This is a genomic window from Chryseobacterium sp. P1-3 (genome assembly GCF_000738495.1).
GTDB lineage: Bacteria > Bacteroidota > Bacteroidia > Flavobacteriales > Weeksellaceae > Chryseobacterium > Chryseobacterium gallinarum.
Genome location: NZ_JPEQ01000012.1, coordinates 107,251 through 125,859, shown reverse-complemented (window position 1 = coordinate 125,859; position 18,609 = coordinate 107,251). Strand labels below are relative to the sequence as shown.

Here is an 18,609-nt window from a genome sequence, read left to right as displayed (position 1 = left end):
GCATTTAGTATGGTATAATATTCCGTTGTTTTTGTACATTTATGGTAATAGAAATTTGGCAATGAAAAAAGTTCAGTTCGAACAGCTTGTAATTCATGATTTTAAAGAGAAAACCTTTCATTTACCTATGCATGGTCATACCTATTATGAACTGGTTTATATCCGTAACGGAAGTGGCATACATCTTTTGAATAATAGCCGTCTACCCTACCAAAAAGGAGACTTATTTATAATTGGTCCAGAAGATGAGCATTATTTTGAAATTGCCCGAAATACCCATTTTACATTTATAAAATTTACTGATGATTATTTCGCCGGGAATAACATCTATTGTCAAGCAGATGCTTTTATTTCATTAGATCCCGAAAGTATTATGAAAAATAAACTCCTCAAAGAAATAAAACTGCAAATGGATGAACCTTCCATATCCATTTTGAAAAATACAATAGAAAATATCGTTAACTATAATTCCAATAAGGATATTGTTCGTTCTCCTTTGGTATTTTACCAGATACTTTCCGTTTTTGGATTAATAAAAGAAGCTGCAGCAAAATTGAATATTCGAATTGATGACGGACAACCGGACAAAGAAGAAATGATTTCCTATATCAACCAGCATATATATCAACCTGCATTGACGCAGATTAAGAATATTGCATCACATTTTTCTATTTCACCAACCTATTTCAGTGATTATTTCAAGCATAAATTCGGAATGTGCTACCGTGACTATATAAATGATTATCGTATAAGTATTATTGAGAAACGTCTGGCAATCCCGTCTATTACACTTAGCCAGATTTCAGATGAATTTGGTTTTACCGATATGAGTCATTTCAATAAGTTTTACAAAAAGCATAAGGGAGTTGGTCCCAAGATATACAGAAATAAACTATTACAACAAATTTAATATTGAAGAGAAACTGTATATTTTACCAATGGTTTGAATTTCGCCATTATTTACTTATCAATTTGAGTTTTGGATAAGAAAATTTAGATTAGTTTGAGTGGTTCCCAATAGAAAATTGTATTGAAAACAAGTGAATCTTCTTTCTAAACCTCCTCTTTTGAAAAACCACTTAAACTGACGACTTTTAGAAAAAATCCTTAACCCGAAAGCACGTTAATTAAGCTCTTGGAACATTCTTTCGGTAAACAATCTTTAAAACTATCATACTCAAGATCATCATCATAACCAATGAATTTGTGATCCACAATGGCTTTGCATCTTTTAGTAATCCATATGTAAACCATAGTGTTGCATTGGTTGCCAAAAAAATGAGCGTAACCATGGAAAGATTGTGTCCCGATTTGGTTTTCCAAAGTCTATAAACTTGGGGTACAAATGATACAGATGAAATTATAGCTCCTGAATACCCAATGATCTCCTCTATCATAAATTATTTTTTAAATTAATATGTGACAAAATAAATTGCCAGGAAATGTTGTAGAGCGGGTAAATATATATAAAACAAATTTAAACATCCATTACTTGTACCTATTTTTACGGTATATATACAATGATTTAAGTTAATTTTTTCACCACTTTTGTAACTGATTTTAAAGAAAAAATAAAAGATTAGATCAAAAAATATGGTAATTTATATTTGAAAACATACTGGAAGAGTTTATAAAAAACCATTTTTTTGCATCACCCTAAACTATAGACTTTAAACTCAAAAATACGATTATGGAATATAGATTTTTAGGTGCATCGGGTCTGAAAGTACCGGCACTAAGTTTTGGAACAGCCACCTTTGGTGGTAGTAATAATTTTTTCAAGACATGGGGTTCGACACAAGTAGATGAAGCGACCCGTCTAATAGATATATGTCTTGAAGCCGGAGTAAATCTTTTTGATACTGCTGATATTTACTCAGATGGCCTGGCCGAAGAAGTACTAGGGAAAGCTATTGCCGGAAAACATCGAAGTGATCTAATCATTTCAACAAAATCAACCTTTACTTTTGGTAATGGCCCTAATAATCAGGGTTCATCACGCTTTCATATTCTGAAACAGATAGAGGGTAGTTTGAAACGTTTTGGGAACGGATTACATTGATATTTATCACATGCACGGTTTCGATGGCAATACTGCGGTAGAAGAAACATTGAGAACACTGGATGATTTAGTAACAAGCGGAAAAGTACGCTATATTGCTGCTTCTAATTTTTCCGGATGGCATTTGATGAAATCACTGGATATTTCTGAAAAATATGGCTGGAACCGATATGTGGCACATCAAATTTACTATTCCCTGGTAAATCGTGAGTATGAATGGGAACTAATGCCCTTAGCTATTGATCAAAATGTAGGTTCAATCATTTGGTCTCCTCTTGCAGGTGGTAGATTAGGTGGCAAATTTAGCAGAAGAAAAGAATGGCCTACCGCTGGTCGCGTGGTTTCTGGTGGCAGCCCTGTAATTGAGGATATCGTAGGAAAAGAACATCTATTCCAAATTACCGATGTTCTTGAAAAAATTGCCAATGAAACAGGTAAATCTGTATCACAGATAGCATTAAACTGGTTGTTACAACGACCAACCGTTTCAAGCATTATCATAGGGGCCAGAAATGAAGAGCAACTGAAACAAAATCTGGGAGCTATTGGTTGGACTCTGACCACAGAACAGCTAAAAATGCTGGATGAGGCAAGTGCCATACCCCCCATATATCCCTACTGGCATCAATGGCAAAATAAATCACTAAACCCCACACCAAAGTTCTACTGATTATTTCTCTTACTTTCTAATGACAAGCGCATCTCCTCAGAATATTAATATCGCAAATGAGAATTAAGTTTTTTTTTAAGAAGAGTACTATAACATTATTTATTTTTTGCAGTCAGTGAAATTTTGTTTGTTATTAAACTCGTATATTTAAGATTGTTTTGTAATTTGTATAACTAAAGATAGAAAATCACACATATGAGCCATATTATTACAAAAAAAAAATAATAAAAATTTTTACATTATGGAAATAAATAAAAAGCACTCATCAATCAAGACCGTGAATCCATTTACCAACGAAGTAGAAAAAGAATTTGAAATAATGAGCAACGAGCAGGTTGACAGGATTATTGATAAGGCAGATCATGCTTTCAAGACTTGGAGAAATACAAGTTTTGATGAGAGAGCCAAAGTGATACACAAAGTGGCATCAATCATGCGTGAGCGTAAAGAGGATCTGGGCCGCTTAGCAACCATTGAAATGGGCAAGTTATTACGCGAAAGTATTTATGAAGTGGAGCTAAGTGCTGATATTTTTGACTACTTTGCAGACAATGCGGGCAAATTTCTTGCAGATCGTCCACTAGAAACAGAAAAAGGTGAAGCTTTTTTAAGCTATCAGCCTATAGGTATTTTGTTAAGCGTGCAACCCTGGAATTTTCCATTTTACCAAATTACCCGTTCTGCAGCGTCTGCTTTGATGGCAGGTAACACAATGATTTTAAAACACGCTTCGAATGTTCCCCAGTGCGCCCAGATAATGGAAGATATCTTCGAAGAAGCAGGCTTACCTGATGGTGTCTACAACAATATTTTTATTCCTGGAAGTCAGATAGAAAGACTTGTGGATAATCCTAAGATTAAAGCTGTTGCCCTTACTGGAAGTGAGGCGGCAGGAGGAAGTATTGCATCTGCTGCCGGCAAGAATGTTAAGAAATCAACGCTGGAATTAGGAGGCAGTGACCCGTTCGTTGTATTAGAAGATGCAGATATTGATAAAGCTGTGGAAACTGCGGTTAATGGAAGGATGTGGAATGCGGGACAAGTATGTGTTTCTCCTAAAAGAATTATTGTCCCTGAATCAAAAGTGAAAGAATTTACCGAAAAATCTAAAGCACTAACAACCAGACTTAAAGTGGGCAACCCTCTGGAAACCGATACCGATATCGCTCCGTTAAGCAGTGAGAAAGCAGCACAAGATGTAGCAGCACAGATACAAAAAGCGATTGATCAGGGAGCAAAACTTGAATTGGGAGGAAAAAGAATCGATAGGCCAGGTGCATTCCTTGAACCTACTATCCTCACCTCTGTAACTCCATCCATGGATGCTTATTTTGAAGAGATATTTGGACCCGTGTTAGTTATTTATTCTTACAAAAATATTGATGATGCTATTGAATTAGCCAATGCCACAGAATTTGGACTCGGTGGAACGGTTTTTGGTACCGACATTGAAAAAGCTAAAGCTGTTGCCAGAAAAATCGACACAGGAATGGTCTATATTAATCATGTAACCGGAATTGCTCCAGAGCTACCATTTGGAGGCACCAAAAGATCCGGATTTGGAAGAGAACAATCACCTGAAGCAATCTATGAATTTGTTAATTCTAAACTGATACGTGTAACATCCCCGGAAAATCTATATTAATTAATATTAATATATAAAAATCAAAAGCCTTTGCTATGAGCAAAGGCTTTTGATTTAAAATTACACATTTCTCAATCATGGATTAGATGATAAAACCATTAAACAGTTAATTTTAAATATTGCTATTCAAGTCGGACAACGATATGAATTTTGCTCAAAACTTTTAATTTTGTTGAGCATTTTCACAACTAATAATAGTTAAAAATATGTCTCTCCGAATGTTATTTTTATTTCAAATGAGCCCTAAGCATCCATGCCATTTTCTCATGTATTTCTATGAAACCAGTAATATAATCGCTGGTACCAGCATCCTTATATTTATCATTAATACTATTTATATTACCTCGGATAAATTCCACAATACTGTCATGATCAGCTAAAAGATCCTTGATAAAACCTTTACTATCGTTCGTTCTTTCACTGTATTCAGTAAGATGGGTAAGCTCCAAAAACTCTTTCAGTGTTCCCGGCGCATAATGCCCTATTGTACGGATACGTTCTGCAACTCCATCCATCAAATCTGCCAATTGCTGATACTGACTTTCAAAAAAAAGATGCATGGAATGGAAATCAGGACCTTCTACATTCCAATGTGCATTTCTTGTTTTAGTGTACACTACAAATTCATCTGCCAAGAGTTTGGATAAAATTTCAGCTACAGCCAATCTGTTCTCATTTTTAATTCCGATTTTAGTTTCCATTTTTTTATATTAAATTGATTTTCTTTTTATCTAAACTATTTTACATGGTCATTCCGCCATCCACTGCAATTGCCTGTCCGGTAATATGTGGGGCCGAAGCAATAAATAAAACCGCATCTGCTATATCTTCTGCACTTTGATCTGTACCTTGCGGTATTAACGATTTTTTATTTCGTTCCCATGATTGAGCTTCGGTTTCTCCGGGTTGCTTCCAACGATCTGCGATACCGCCTTCCCCACGCCACATTCCTGTGCCAATAATACCGGGGCAAATTGCATTTACAGTTATACCGGTTTCTGCAACTTCTTTTGCAATACTGTTTGTAAATCCGATTACTGCAAATTTTGAAGCAACATAATGGGATAAATGAGCCATTCCCATTTTACCAGCGATAGAGGCCGTATTGATTATGGCTCCGCTTTTTTGCGGCTTCATAACCTCTAGAACAGCTTTGGTACAGATAAATACACCTTTTGCATTTACAGAAAGAACCCTGTCCCATTCCTGCTCGTCTATCTCTTCTATACTGCCAATACCAACAACACCTGCATTATTCACTGCTATATCTAAAGTTCCGAAAAAAGCTACAGTTTCACTCACAGCATCTCTTACAGACTGATAATCTGTTACATCAACAGCTAAAGCCAATGCTTTACTCCCGAGCGCTTGAACTTCTTCAACTAAGGAATCTACGTATTCTTTTTTAACATCTACCAATGCAATATTTGCTCCTTTTTTTGCAAATGCCAACGCTATAGCTTTCCCTATTCCACCACCTGCGCCTGTTATAAATATTGTTTTATTACTGAATTTTTCCATTTTATTTACTTTGTTAAAGTTAATTATTTATACAATAAATTTACACCAAATCTATGAAAGGTGACTTGTATAATCATGCTAAAAAAGATGTATAAAAAAAAATATTTTTTGAATATAAAGATCACTAAGCTATCAATAAGTCTATAATAATATTCCAAAAGGCAGTGGTGATAAATCCGACGAGAATACTGATGCCTATAATAAGGTTGACCAGTCTGGAATTTAGCCTGAACTGCTCAGCAATAATGCTGGATGTTATTAAAGTCGGCATAGCTGCTTCAAAAATACTTATACGAGCTACATTACCTTTAATACCTATCAATAATGCTATAATTAAAACCAGTGCAGGAGCAATCATCAGCTTATAAAGCATGGTCATAGAAATTTGAGAAAACTGCTGTTTCCACCCTTTAAATTTAAGTTGCAAACCAACGGAAAACAGAGCCAAAGGACCAACAGTTGCTGCAAGTTTTTCAAAGAAGGGTTCTGCAATGCTCAGATCCACTAATTTAGAGAGTAAAATTGCACTTGCACACCCTATAAACGGTGGAAAAGTAAGTAGTCTTTTTACAAGAACCGAAGCCTTTATACCTTCCGTATCCGTACGGTTTCCTTTGATAGCACATATAATTCCTACCGTAGATAATAACACAAACATCACTTGGTCACAAATGATTGCTATGCTTAAATCCTGCTCACCAAAATATGCCATAATGAGAGGAAATCCTATAAATGAGGTATTGCTATATCCACTTGCCAGTTCAAGTGTGCTTCGGGAGCGCTGACTGTAATTTTTTATAACGTGCATATATCTCAACAAAGCACCAGCTTCCAACCCATACAATTACTGGCGAAATTGCAGGAAACAGCATTTCACTACTCCATTCAATCTTGGGAATATATTTAAAAGATACTGCCGGAAGTGCAAGATATAATATCCAGGTATTTAATCCTTTATGTGCATCCTGAGGAATAAGTTTGGCATATCGAAAAATCATTCCCGCAATTATGCAAAAAGCGATCATTACAAAATTAACCATCATTAAAATTATTATTTTCCAATACAAAATTACATCAAATGCAAAGCATATTTCATGTATAAAGACAATATTGATTTGTATATTTGTAATATCTTAATTACACTAAATCCAGCTATGAGACCAAAATTTTTCAAAGAGTATCCTGATACGAGTATTGTCATTAAAGCTGGACTGCTGACAATTGTAATTTTCATTTCTTATTTTTTTGGCCTTGGTATCAATAAAATGATTCAGTTTTCAGATGATTATTTAAGTGGGATATGGTGTGCTGTATCAGCAATCGTTGTATTTGATGACCTCCCTAAAAATGCCAAGAGTTTAATGAAAGACAGATTGTTGGGTACATTTGTTGGCGCTCTGTTAACCACGGTTATCATATATTTTACCAATAATCTTTTTTTATCTCTGGGTATTTCTTTATTCTTTACCTGTATTCTTATTTCGGTATTTAAATGGACCGGTGCTTTAAAAATTGGTTGTATAACTGTCATTATTGTGGGACTTAGCACTCATAATAAAGCTTTTGATATTGTCTGGCAGTTTGGACTGATGCGTTTTTTTAGAATCTGTTGCCGGAGGAGCTATATCTCTTATTGCTACCATTATTATTGAAAAGATAAAAAAAGAGAAATATTGAGCATACTTAAATTCAGTACTTAAGCATATGGCAAAATTTAAGCAATTCAACGCTTTGGAAATTCTGGACTTTGAAGAAAATGATTTTCACCTGCCTTCACACGGTCAAAATTATTACGAACTTGTATATATTTATTCCGGGATGGGTTTACATCATATAAATCACACACAGCTTTCTTATACAGCGGGAGATATCTTTGTTATTTCACCCGAAGACGAGCATAATTTCATAATGGAGGAGAAAACCCGGATAATATGTGTTAAGTTTACAGATGATTATTTTAGCAGTAAGGATCATTGGAAGCTGCAGGACTATATGACCAACAGCCCTGAAAGCATTATGAGTAATAAAATCCTGAAAGAAGTAAAATTGAATTTTGCTCTTGAGGCAAAAACAATACTTTTACATACAATAGAAAATATACTGATTTATAATAATACCGTAAAAAACATATCAACCTCCCCAATAGTTTTTTATCAGATATTATCTTTATTCGGTATTATAAAGGAGACAATGATCAATATGTCTATCAATTGCAGCGATCATTTACTTGAAAAAGAACAATTAATATCTTATATTCATCAGCATATCTATGAACCGGATATGATAAAAATAAAATGTATCGCATTGCATTTTAATATTGCCACCACATACTTTAGTGCTTATTTTAAAAGAAATTTTCAGATAGGATATCGAAAATATATAAATCAATACAAAATATCACTGATAGAGAAGAGATTAGAGTCGGGGCAATTTACATTAAAACAGATCGCCGATGAATTTGGCTTTATTGATGAAAGCCATTTTTCACATTTTTATAAGAATAACAAAGGAGTTAGTCCATCATATTATGGTTCACTGAAACGTGCTTGATTTTTTGAATTAATCCATAAATCTAGTCAACAAATCATTAAATCAAGCTAAATGTGTTAAACTTATCAAAACTATGTAAAGAGTTATTATATGTTAATTAATTATCAATGATATTCTTTAATTGACTACGAAGCCTTGATTCATCAAGATCCATTTCCTTTTCCAGCTTTCGGATATTTTCTGATGCATAAGAACCTTCTCTGTATAATTTCAGCAATATTTTGCGCTTAAACTCTGTCACCATAAGCTGGACATGAATAACCTGTTCAAGGAATGATAGGTCTTCCATCCCATTTTGAGAGCTATGTCTCTCTTCACGAAAATCCCTGCCCGTCAACCAGGCAATTCTCAGTTCGTAAAGTTTTCTAACCTCATTAATACTATCCCCATCTTCTTTTCCATTTTTAAAAGTATCATTAATAAAATCTAAAGCACTGCTGTTAATTAATAAACGTAATTTTTTTTCTTCTTCTACATTATCTGTCTCAGAGCTTATTTTCAATACTTTGATCAAAAGAGGGAGAGTAAGTCCCTGCCCTACCAATGTGACAACAATTACCACAAAAGTGATAAAAAGAATCACCTTCCGTTGATGCATTGGTGTACCATCATCAAGGGTTAGTGGAAGAGCCATTGCAGTTGCTAATGAAAGTACTCCTCTCATTCCAGACCAAGAGATCACAAGTATATTTTTCCAGTCAAAATTCTTTCTTTGCTCTTTATCTAATTTGGTCTCTAGCAGTGATGGAAACCACATCGCAGGTATTACAAATACAAACCGGGCAACAATTGTGACAAGGCTGATAATTAAGCCATACTGAATTAAAGAGGAAGTACTATACCCTTCCGTAGTATCCATTAATTCAGACAATTGCAAGCCGATGAGAATAAAAATAATACCGTTGAGTAAAAAAACAATCATTTCCCATATAGAGTTAGATTGCGTGCGCCCTTGGTAAGACAGTACTTCTGAAGATTTCCAAGAGGTAACCAATCCTGTAGTAACCACAGCAAGCACTCCGGAGACCTGAAAATTTTCTGCAATAGGATATGAAACAAAAGGAATAAGCAGGAGAAGTGAACTTTCAACAATTGAATTGTTGTGTATTCTTTTTAAAATAATACAAAGTAGATAGCCTAATACGAAACCAATTGCAACACCACCGGATACAACCAATAAAAACTGAAGTCCAGCTTTCCAGAATACAAATCCGGTACTTACTGCGGCAGCTAAAGCGTACCTGTAAGCAATAAGCGCGGAAGCATCATTCACAAGACTTTCGCCTTCCAGAATAGTAATAATACGTTTATTAAGCCCAACTCCCTTAATAATACTGGTGGCAGAAACAGCATCAGGTGGAGAAACTATTGCTCCTAAGATAAATGCTACTGGCCAGCTCATTCCCGGAATAAAGTAATGTGCAATCACAGCAACGGATAGTGTTGTAAATAAGACAAGCCCCACAGCAAGTCTGGATATTGGTCTTATTGACCTTTTAAAATCTTTCCAGGAACTATTCCATGCAGCCCGAAATAATAAAGGGGGTAAAAAAAGGAGAAATACCATCTCAGGTTGCAATTCAATATGTGGAAGACCCGGGATAAAACCTAGCAGCAAACCTATAAAAACAAGCAAGATCGGATAGGGAATTTTTTTTTATCTTGCCGGATATTGCCGAAATACAGATTAATGTGGTAACTATAAAAATTACAGGTTTTAAATCTATCATAAATTAAATATTGAAAATCAATGTTTTATCACTATTAATTAAAAAAAACCAAATAATACTTTTTAGAGAATGCAGTAAAATTCTAAGGCACTGGCAACAACTCTATTTTTATTTTCTTTATTGAATCAGCCTCCAATTCCATTATCGTAAAGACAACATTATAAAGCTTTAGCTGATCACCAACCTTAAATGATTGATGCAACAACCCTGAAAACAGCTCAGCAATGGTAATATATTTCATTTCATATTCTCTCATCCACTCAAGTGATAATTCTCTCCTGATTCTCTGGAGGTGTATAAAACTATTTGCGATCCATGTATTATCATTTAACTTATAAAAATATTTATGGTAGTCTTCACGTTCCGGCATATCTCCGAAAACACCTTCCATAACATCCTGCATCGTAATAATACCTAAAAATTCAGTCTGTTTTTCCATAACCAGACCAAAGTCGTGATTCTTTTCTTTAAAGGCGAGAAAAATATCCTTAACCAATGTTTCCGGTGTAATTATAAAAGGAGAACGTATAAGGTTCTGCCATGGGATATTAATTTCCAAAAAGAAATCTTTTATTGTAAGCACACCAGTTATTTTGCCTGTTTTCTCGTCAAGTACCGGAAAATGAGAATAAGGCTTACGTTTTATAAAATCAGTCACCTTTATTCTGCTTGCACTATAAGATATTACTTCTACAATAACAGCAGGCTTCATTATTTGCTCTGCGATAAGTTCATCATATGTAAAGATATTTTGATGCAAAACCAGCTCTTCTTCTTTGAGGATTCCCTGACGATAAGCTGTACTTAGCATATTCTTTAGATCACTTTCAGAAATTTTCTGATTTTCACCTTTATGTATATTTAGAAGGTTGAGAAGAAAACGTGTATTTAATGTTAACAATTTCACAAATGGAAATGCGATACGAGAAAACAAAACCAATGAAGGCGCTACCCACAAAGATATTTTTAAAGGACTCTGAAGTGCTATTGATTTTGGAAGTAATTCACCAATGATAATCGTAAGATAGGTTATTAAACCTATTCCCAAACAAGTTGTTATCACACGTAACATCACAGGAGAGAGATTAAAATGCCCGGAAACAAAAGGATCAATCATTTCAGCCACAAACTTTCCTCCGTAGATACCCTCAATGATCCCCAATAAAGTTATGCCCACCTGCACAACACTCAGGAAGGTCTCAGGATCCTTAATTAATATTTTAACCTTTTGTGCAGCAATATTTCCTGAATCAATCTCTTTTTTGAGTTCGTGTTCTTTTACGGCAATTAGAGCTATTTCAGCTAATGAAAAGTAAGCATTGAGCAGTATCAGAATTAAAATGGCTAAAATAATCATATAGTTAAATTTCCTGTAAAACTAATTTATTGACTTATTAAGATATTTTATAGTATTAACTATGCTGTAACGTAAAAATTATAGAATGTGCCTAATTTACAACTAATAATTTACGACCTATTTAATTTCGCAGCTAAATCAGGTGTCATATTTTCTGCATAAACACCATAAGCATCAACTAAGATTCCTTTTTTTCCATGTTTGGAACTGATCGCGTATATGACACTGCTATCATCTGGGTTTGTTTCCCCTTCAAACCGATAAACTTCATCAATATTAAACTGCTCAGGATGAAGTTGAAAGTTTGAAGAAATACTGTTTAACTTACCATCCTTTATTTCAAGATCTTCTTCATAACCTTGTTTTCTTAAATCATTGATTGCTTCGATGAGGTTTTTTATAATTTTTCATATCTTAAATATTAATCATTAAAAATACTCTGGTGCTAGGTTTATAAATTTTCTAAAAAAAATAAACATATACATATTTTATCTTTACAGATAATCATTAATAAGAAATTAGGAGATTTTTTATTGTGCAATAAAACAAATATAGTGAATTTAGCCTATTTTATAAATAAAATTAAAATTACTATAAATTAGCATTTAATTACTTTAAAGACAGTAAAAAAAAAATTAAAAGATGTCAGGTGATTAATTGTTTAAATATCTTACATTTTTTTGAAATTACCTGAACTTTTGCCATTTCAACAATAACATAATTATATTGTAAAATAACTTCTATGATAAAAAACAATACATTTGTTTTACGAATTTATTCATAGCTGTTATAACATCTTCCTATTAAATATTAACAATGATACATCAATTAGGTAAAAGATTTTGTTTTATTATATGCACGGTGCTACTGATATTTTCTTGTAAAGAAAGAAAAACTAAAATCAGTACAAATATTAAACTTTTGCAAACATTGGATGAAAAAATAAAAGAAAAAAAGAATTACGAAAACAATAAAAAGAAGAGTATAAAAAAACTTAAAAATGAGTTGCTAAATACGACAAATGACAGTATCATTTATTCTATAAATCATCAAATAGTAGAGTATTATTTGGGATATCAGTGTGATTCTGCTTATGCTTATTCTGATAAAAATAAAGAGATAGCTATAAGAAACAATAACAAACAATGGTTATATAAAAATCTTTTTCAGAGATCCGTATTGCTTTCAACTACTGGGCTTTTTGTAGAGTCTAAAGAAATTTTGGATGATATTGATCCTCAAAATATTCCTAAAGACCTACACTTTCCTTACAATTCTGCTTATGAATGTCTTTATTCTAATCTCATAGATTATACAGGTGATGACAATATTTATGGACAAAAATACCGTGAAAAGCTTGCCATATATTATCATTCTGCATATATATCCATGAAAGAAAATGATCCTTTATATTATCTTTTTTTAAGCCACAAAAACAGGATCAACGGGAATTGGAATGTGGCAAACGAAAATATTGATAAATTTCTGAATGTAACAAAACCAGGAACAAGACTTCATGCAATCGGCAGTTTTTGCAAAGCGGTAATCGAGCAAAAAACTCGGGAACATATCTTCTCAGGAAAAATATCTTATCTACTCTGCAATTTCGGATATAGAATCTTCTACCAAAGAGAACAGATCTTTGCAGGAGCTAGCAATTGTATTATTCCAACAAGGTGATACTGAAAGAGCCTATACTTATATACAGTCTGCACTAGAAGATGCTAATTTTTACAATGCCCGTTTCAGAAATATACAGATAGGAAAAGTACAGCCCATTATTGAAGAAACCTATTTAAACACTATCAATACTCAGAACAAAAAACTCTGGACTTCAATATTCTTTATCAGTTTATTACTTTTGGTATTATTAGGCACTTTATATTTTATATATAAAAATCTTAGAACCATTAAGAGTTCCAAAAATGAGCTCTCAAAAATTAATTCAGATCTCAAAATCCTCAATGCAAAGCTTGATGAAGCCAACCACATTAAGGAAGAGTATGTTGCATTCTTCATCAATCAATGTTCCAGTTATCTTGAAAAATTTGACCGATATAAAAAATTAATGTCCAACAGGCTTTTGAGCGGTCAGCTTCAAAAAGTTTCCGAGATGCTCAATAATAAAAAAAAATCATGAGATGGATCTTAATGAGTTATATCAAAATTTTGACCAAGCCTTTTTAAAAATATATCCCAATTTTGTGGATGAAGTTAATAAGCTACTCAGACCGGAAGAAAAATATGAACTAAGTTTTGGCACTCTTAATACTGAACTTAGAATTTTTGCACTGATAAGATTGGGTATAAATGATGCCCAACAGATTTCTGATTTTTTAAGATATTCTTTACGTACTATTTATAATTACCGGAGTCGGGTAAAGGCAAAATCGGTGGTTTCCAATGACCAATTTGAAATACAAATCATGCATATAGGTTCCATTTCTGTTCAATAACATTTACTTTTTATTAACTCAGAAAATAAATTAAATAAATGAAAATAAACACTTTATAAATTTATTGATTAAAAAAAAGTTACCTAAAACAACCCCCAGATATAAACTCTTCGTTTCACGGTACATAATTGAAATATATTAGCAACATCCAATTAACTTTTAGTTAACATATTGTTGACAATTGTTAATGAGGAAAGATTTCAATTATGTTAAAACAATATTTATTTTCACGATTTTCTATTACCATTTTAAAAAACAAATGGTATAATAAAAATTGTATTGACGTCCGATTTCATTTTTGCATTCCAGATAATTCCGATATAAAAAAAGGAATTTTAAGTGGGAATGTAGAAATTTTTCCATCACCTTTTTTCACTCAAATTCTTTACCAGATTAAAGAACATATATTTCTTGCAAGTACAAGGAACAGCCATGTCCATTCCTACAATCAACAATATTTTTTAATTAAATAATATTGTTTTTAAAAGAAAAATTACAACTATATAAAAACCTTTTATAAATGAATTCAAAATACCTCAAAATTACAGTAGCCATAGCTGCACTTTACTTTTCGGGAGATCTTTACGGACAGGAAAAAGATACTTTAAACGAAAAGAAAATAGAGGAAGTAGTAGTCATAGGTTACGGTAAAGCTAAAGATCTTACCGGTTCGGTTTCGGTAATTAATATGAATAAAGCCTCAAATCAGCCTGTCGCAGATATTGGGCAGGCTATTCAGGGAAGAGCTTCCGGTGTTACCGTTATCAATTCTGGTGAACCAGGCAGTAACGTTACTTTTCGTATACGTGGAACAGGTACTATCAAAAATAATGACCCACTTATTGTCGTAGACGGTATGCCGCTTAACGGAGGTTTAAACCAGATAAATATGAGCGATGTTGAATCAATAAATATCCTAAAGGATGCATCTTCAACTGCTATTTATGGTTCCAGAGGAGCAAATGGTGTAGTTATTATTACGACCAAAAGAGGAGCAAAAGGAGGAGTTCTGAACTTTGATACTTTTACTGCAGTACAAAGCGTTGCCAATATGCCAAAATTTTTAGATGCCTCTCAATATGCACAGCTCAATAATGAAATGCTTACAAATGCAGGACTTTCAACTAATCCAGAGTTTGCAGATCCAGCTTCTTTGGGGAAAGGTACAGACTGGCTCAAAGCGCTTTTTAGCCCTTCTATTATGTCGAGTTACTCTCTTTCATATGGAGATCGTAGCGAAAAAAAGTAACTTGTACGTATCTGCAAGTTATTTTAACCAAAAAGGAATGGTACTAAACACTGACTATGAACGATTTATCGTACAACTCAATGGAGATACCAAGATCAAGCCTTTTCTTAAGTTGGGGAACAGTTTAAAAGTACAGCACGATGTAAAGAAAAAGGGAGAATATGATGTAAAAAATACCATGTTATCTTTACCTACCAGATCAATCTATGATGAAAATGGTAACTGGGCCGGACCCGGAACTAACCCAATGCTGTATGGTGATATTGATAACCCAATCGGAAAAGCAAGTTTAGTAGATAAATCTACCAAAGGATATAACCTTCAGGGAAACATCTATGGAGAAGTCGATATTTTGAAAGATTTAAAATTCAAATCATTAGGTGGTGTTGAAGTAAATATTTGGGATGACAGAACATGGTCACCAAAATATCAATGGGGCGTAAAATCTCAGGAAAACTCTTATTTGTATGAGGGAAATAACAGAAGTATCACCTTACTTTGGGACAATACCCTAACTTATGACAAAACCTTTGGAAAACATCACGTCAATGTGGTAGCCGGAAGCAGCTCACAAAGCAATCAATTTAAGTACCTTAATGCATCTGTACAAAAATTTGCCAGTGACAATACACAGCAGATAGACAACGGTACATTACAGCCTACACAACATGGGAATATGTCTGAATGGGCAATCATGTCATACTTAGGACGCGCCAATTACAGTTTTGCAGATAAATACTACCTTACTGCAACGATCCGTAGAGATGGATCATCAAGGTTTGGAAAAGAAAACAGATGGGGATGGTTTCCTTCTGCTGCTTTTGCATGGAGAATTTCTAATGAAAACTTTTTGAAAGATTCAAAAACCATCAATAATCTTAAATTAAGATTAGGATACGGGATAACCGGTAACCAGGAGATTGGTAACTATAGTTTCTCATCATCTTATAACACCTATCTGTATAACTTTAACAACACTTATGTAGGAGCTGTACTTCCTACAATGCTTCCAAACCCAAATGTAAAATGGGAAGGACAAGAACAGTTTAATGCAGGGATTGATCTTGATATGTTCAATAACAGAATCAGCCTTATCGTAGATGGTTATGTTAAAAATACCAACGATATGCTTGTACCCATGTCTGTACCTGTAACTTCAGGATACTCTGATGTTTATGTACCTTATACGAATGCGGGTAAAATTCAGAACAAAGGTGTAGAAGTAACTTTATCGACTAAAAACCTTTTAAAAACAGAGTTTAAATGGTCAACAGATTTTGTATTTTCCTACAATAAAAACAACGTAGAAACCATTAATAGCGACACTCCCATTCTAGTATCAAACACTGGCTTCAACAGTACGATAGGGCTTATTCAGGCAGGCTATCCTGTGAATGTATTTTACGGATATGTGACAGATGGCATTTTTCAAAATCAGGCTCAGATAGATGTACATGCTGTGCAAACACCGGGAACTAATTACGCTACGAGTACTGCTCCTGGGGATATCCGTTTCAAAGACCTGAATAATGACGGAGTTATCAATGATAAAGATCGTACATTCATCGGAGACCCCAATCCCAAATTTACATTTTCATTCAACAATACATTCAGCTATAAGAATTTTGATTTAAATATTTTCTTACAAGGATCCTATGGAAATGACATTTATAATGCCAACAGAATGTACACAGAATCTATGTTCCTTCATTAAAACAAAACCCAGGATATTAAGCTATACAAAAGAATTTTATGAAAAAGAATATATCATTACTCTTACTACTGCTTTCTGCAGTGTTTTTCGCACAAGAAAAATTTCAGGCTCCCAAACTAGACAATGAAAAATCATGGAGTATCATCCTCATTCCGGATACCCAAAACTATGTGAAATGGAACCAAAATCAGCCTATTTTAGATTTGATGGAACGATGGATCGAGGATAATATCTCGACCCTTAATATTAAAATGGTCTGTCAGGTTGGTGATTTGGTGGAACACAATAATATTCTTAATCAGGGGTATGACGGCGATCAAAGTGCAGATGATCAATGGAAAGCAATCCAGTCTATCATGGGAAGGCTGAATGGAAAAGTTCCTTATGTAGCTGCCACCGGAAATCATGACTTCAGCATCAATAATGAAGGACGAAGATTTTCTCGTTATAATGAGTTTTTCCCTTCCAACTTTAACAATTTAAACCAAAAATATTTAGCACAGAACTTTTTTAATGATGCCGGTGCTCCAAGTATGGAAAATTCGGTTTTGGAACTAAAAGGGTTAAATGGATTGGACTACTTATTTGTCAGCCTTGAATTTGCACCCCGAGATAAAACCTTAGAATGGGCTAAAAAAGTCTTGGAAATGCCTCAATACAAAAACCACAGATCTATCTTAATAACCCATGCTTTCCTGAATGAGAAAGACAAGCGAACGGATAAAGAAAACTCATGGTTCATGTATGAGCCCTTTTTAGTCAATAATGTTCCGCAAAAGTCTAAATCTATTGTACTTCCGCAATCTAATAATGGAGAACAGATATGGGAAAAGCTAATACAGCCGTCTCAAAATATGCAGTTGGTACTAAGTGGTCACATTTCCGGTGAAGGGTTCCGTACCGACACTAACAGCTTTGGGAAAAACGTAAATCAAATGCTTTTTGATATGCAAAGCGAAGGCGGTGGTCACCGCGATGGTAACGGAGGCGACGGTTGGCTTAGAATTATCGAATTCTATCCCGATAACAAAACTGTCAAAGTGAAAACCTATTCTCCCCTATTCGGAATTTCACCAACGACCCAAAAGAACGCTTACAAAAGCGACCCTAGAAACGAATTTACTTTTAAGCTTTCAGAATAATCAAATTTAACATGAATTAAGGTTGATTCATGATTTTCAAAGTTAACAGCATGAACAGAATAGATAAAAAAAATAATATCAAATTTCTACAAACATATTTGAATTCTACAGAGTGCATTATCAATATTATTACAACCTATCAAGAAGATAATACTATAAGAAATCTAATCATGACCTGTGGCTACAATATTTATTTTCAATTTAAAAAATATTTATTAAGAACACTATGAAGAATGATTGATAAAATGCTACTTAATAATATTTTTTAAAAATTACTTTCATCATTTTGAGAAATAGTATCTGATAATGTGATCTATAATAATGCATATGAGAAAAAAGAAACTCACTAAACACTAAAATATTAGAATAGAAAATATTATCAGTAATATCTACAATCGTTATGTTTTAAAATAAAATAATTTTACTACTTTTGTTATATAATAATTCATTATCCTTATTCTATTGGTCGGGCAACCCGACCTTTTTTATTTAAAACTGTAATTTCTATAATCT

Annotated in this window: 18 protein-coding genes; 12 read left to right on the top strand and 6 right to left on the bottom strand. The window is 33.6% G+C overall.

Going from position 1 to position 18,609, the window contains the following annotated elements:
- On the top strand, positions 1 to 910 hold a 910-nt coding region (locus HX13_RS16845), incomplete at its 5' end, for an AraC family transcriptional regulator (RefSeq protein ID WP_316931341.1).
- A 217-nt stretch (positions 911 to 1,127) separates the two neighbouring features.
- Here HX13_RS16845 and HX13_RS26445 read toward each other — a convergent pair.
- Positions 1,128 to 1,397, bottom strand: a complete 270-nt coding sequence (locus HX13_RS26445) for a SemiSWEET family sugar transporter (RefSeq protein WP_050022043.1) — start codon at positions 1,395 to 1,397, stop codon at positions 1,128 to 1,130.
- Positions 1,398 to 1,690: 293 nt separating this feature from the next.
- Here HX13_RS26445 and HX13_RS24655 point away from each other — a divergent pair, with 293 nt between their 5' ends.
- From HX13_RS24655 to HX13_RS16830, 3 genes are all read left to right on the top strand, one after another.
- Positions 1,691 to 2,062 carry an aldo/keto reductase gene (locus HX13_RS24655; protein ID WP_238555442.1) on the top strand — a complete coding sequence of 124 codons (372 nt, stop codon included), beginning with the start codon at positions 1,691 to 1,693 and terminating at the stop codon, positions 2,060 to 2,062.
- Positions 2,043 to 2,732, top strand: a complete 690-nt coding sequence (locus HX13_RS16835; protein ID WP_238555441.1) for an aldo/keto reductase — start codon at positions 2,043 to 2,045, stop codon at positions 2,730 to 2,732. The genes HX13_RS24655 and HX13_RS16835 overlap by 20 nt, the downstream gene beginning before the upstream one ends.
- Positions 2,733 to 2,973: 241 nt before the next feature.
- Positions 2,974 to 4,377, top strand: coding sequence for an NAD-dependent succinate-semialdehyde dehydrogenase (locus HX13_RS16830; RefSeq protein ID WP_050022042.1), 1,404 nt, complete (start codon positions 2,974 to 2,976; stop codon positions 4,375 to 4,377).
- 227 nt (positions 4,378 to 4,604) lie between these two features.
- On the opposite strand, the gene HX13_RS16825 is transcribed toward HX13_RS16830, so the two are convergent.
- From HX13_RS16825 to HX13_RS16815, 3 genes are all read right to left on the bottom strand, one after another.
- Entirely contained in the window at positions 4,605 to 5,078 is a 474-nt protein-coding gene (locus HX13_RS16825) for a Dps family protein (protein WP_050022041.1), read from the bottom strand.
- A gap of 40 nt (positions 5,079 to 5,118) precedes the next feature.
- Complete coding sequence (locus tag HX13_RS16820; RefSeq protein WP_050022040.1) at positions 5,119 to 5,898, bottom strand: SDR family NAD(P)-dependent oxidoreductase; 780 nt, start codon at positions 5,896 to 5,898, stop codon at positions 5,119 to 5,121.
- A gap of 124 nt (positions 5,899 to 6,022) precedes the next feature.
- Positions 6,023 to 6,733, bottom strand: a complete 711-nt coding sequence (locus tag HX13_RS16815) for an AEC family transporter (protein WP_238555440.1) — start codon at positions 6,731 to 6,733, stop codon at positions 6,023 to 6,025.
- Positions 6,734 to 7,052: 319 nt separating this feature from the next.
- Here HX13_RS16815 and HX13_RS16810 point away from each other — a divergent pair, with 319 nt between their 5' ends.
- A complete protein-coding gene (locus HX13_RS16810; RefSeq protein ID WP_050022039.1) occupies positions 7,053 to 7,550 on the top strand; it encodes an FUSC family protein in 498 nt (165 codons plus the stop codon).
- 52 nt (positions 7,551 to 7,602) lie between these two features.
- Positions 7,603 to 8,448, top strand: coding sequence for an AraC family transcriptional regulator (locus tag HX13_RS16805; protein ID WP_050022038.1), 846 nt, complete (start codon positions 7,603 to 7,605; stop codon positions 8,446 to 8,448).
- A 97-nt stretch (positions 8,449 to 8,545) separates the two neighbouring features.
- Here HX13_RS16805 and HX13_RS16800 read toward each other — a convergent pair whose 3' ends face one another.
- Together HX13_RS16800 and HX13_RS16795 are read right to left on the bottom strand one after the other, a co-directional pair.
- Positions 8,546 to 10,099 carry a Na+/H+ antiporter gene (locus HX13_RS16800; RefSeq protein ID WP_128572463.1) on the bottom strand — a complete coding sequence of 518 codons (1,554 nt, stop codon included), beginning with the start codon at positions 10,097 to 10,099 and terminating at the stop codon, positions 8,546 to 8,548.
- A 161-nt stretch (positions 10,100 to 10,260) separates the two neighbouring features.
- Positions 10,261 to 11,535 carry a hemolysin family protein gene (locus HX13_RS16795; protein ID WP_050022036.1) on the bottom strand — a complete coding sequence of 425 codons (1,275 nt, stop codon included), beginning with the start codon at positions 11,533 to 11,535 and terminating at the stop codon, positions 10,261 to 10,263.
- An 816-nt stretch (positions 11,536 to 12,351) separates the two neighbouring features.
- Here HX13_RS16795 and HX13_RS16790 point away from each other — a divergent pair.
- The 6 genes from HX13_RS16790 (at position 12,352) to HX13_RS16760 (ending at position 18,096) form a co-directional block, all read left to right on the top strand.
- Positions 12,352 to 13,215 carry a hypothetical protein gene (locus HX13_RS16790; protein ID WP_128572462.1) on the top strand — a complete coding sequence of 288 codons (864 nt, stop codon included), beginning with the start codon at positions 12,352 to 12,354 and terminating at the stop codon, positions 13,213 to 13,215.
- Positions 13,178 to 13,675: an FtsL-like putative cell division protein gene (locus HX13_RS16785; protein WP_050022034.1), complete on the top strand. Its 498-nt coding sequence runs from the start codon at positions 13,178 to 13,180 to the stop codon at positions 13,673 to 13,675. Before HX13_RS16790 ends, HX13_RS16785 begins: the two co-directional genes overlap by 38 nt.
- A gap of 1 nt (position 13,676) precedes the next feature.
- Positions 13,677 to 13,991: a DUF6377 domain-containing protein gene (locus HX13_RS16780; RefSeq protein WP_050022033.1), complete on the top strand. Its 315-nt coding sequence runs from the start codon at positions 13,677 to 13,679 to the stop codon at positions 13,989 to 13,991.
- A gap of 520 nt (positions 13,992 to 14,511) precedes the next feature.
- On the top strand, positions 14,512 to 15,240 hold the full coding sequence (locus HX13_RS16770; RefSeq protein ID WP_050022031.1) for a TonB-dependent receptor plug domain-containing protein: 729 nt from the start codon (positions 14,512 to 14,514) through the stop codon (positions 15,238 to 15,240).
- A 37-nt stretch (positions 15,241 to 15,277) separates the two neighbouring features.
- Positions 15,278 to 16,954: a SusC/RagA family TonB-linked outer membrane protein gene (locus tag HX13_RS16765; protein ID WP_238555439.1), complete on the top strand. Its 1,677-nt coding sequence runs from the start codon at positions 15,278 to 15,280 to the stop codon at positions 16,952 to 16,954.
- A 38-nt stretch (positions 16,955 to 16,992) separates the two neighbouring features.
- Complete coding sequence (locus HX13_RS16760; RefSeq protein ID WP_050022029.1) at positions 16,993 to 18,096, top strand: metallophosphoesterase; 1,104 nt, start codon at positions 16,993 to 16,995, stop codon at positions 18,094 to 18,096.
- The last annotated feature ends 513 nt before the right edge of the window (positions 18,097 to 18,609 follow it).

What these genes read in the sequence shown, in the direction of transcription:
- HX13_RS26445 (WP_050022043.1), bottom strand. Translation starts at nt 1,397, where the DNA reads ATGATAGAGGAGATCATTGGGTATTCAGGAGCTATAATTTCATCTGTA.
- HX13_RS24655 (WP_238555442.1), top strand. Translation starts at nt 1,691, where the DNA reads ATGGAATATAGATTTTTAGGTGCATCGGGTCTGAAAGTACCGGCACTA.
- HX13_RS16830 (WP_050022042.1), top strand. Translation starts at nt 2,974, where the DNA reads ATGGAAATAAATAAAAAGCACTCATCAATCAAGACCGTGAATCCATTT.
- HX13_RS16825 (WP_050022041.1), bottom strand. Translation starts at nt 5,078, where the DNA reads ATGGAAACTAAAATCGGAATTAAAAATGAGAACAGATTGGCTGTAGCT.
- HX13_RS16820 (WP_050022040.1), bottom strand. Translation starts at nt 5,898, where the DNA reads ATGGAAAAATTCAGTAATAAAACAATATTTATAACAGGCGCAGGTGGT.
- HX13_RS16810 (WP_050022039.1), top strand. Translation starts at nt 7,053, where the DNA reads ATGAGACCAAAATTTTTCAAAGAGTATCCTGATACGAGTATTGTCATT.
- HX13_RS16805 (WP_050022038.1), top strand. Translation starts at nt 7,603, where the DNA reads ATGGCAAAATTTAAGCAATTCAACGCTTTGGAAATTCTGGACTTTGAA.
- HX13_RS16795 (WP_050022036.1), bottom strand. Translation starts at nt 11,535, where the DNA reads ATGATTATTTTAGCCATTTTAATTCTGATACTGCTCAATGCTTACTTT.
- HX13_RS16790 (WP_128572462.1), top strand. Translation starts at nt 12,352, where the DNA reads ATGATACATCAATTAGGTAAAAGATTTTGTTTTATTATATGCACGGTG.
- HX13_RS16780 (WP_050022033.1), top strand. Translation starts at nt 13,677, where the DNA reads ATGGATCTTAATGAGTTATATCAAAATTTTGACCAAGCCTTTTTAAAA.
- HX13_RS16770 (WP_050022031.1), top strand. Translation starts at nt 14,512, where the DNA reads ATGAATTCAAAATACCTCAAAATTACAGTAGCCATAGCTGCACTTTAC.
- HX13_RS16765 (WP_238555439.1), top strand. Translation starts at nt 15,278, where the DNA reads ATGGTACTAAACACTGACTATGAACGATTTATCGTACAACTCAATGGA.
- HX13_RS16760 (WP_050022029.1), top strand. Translation starts at nt 16,993, where the DNA reads ATGAAAAAGAATATATCATTACTCTTACTACTGCTTTCTGCAGTGTTT.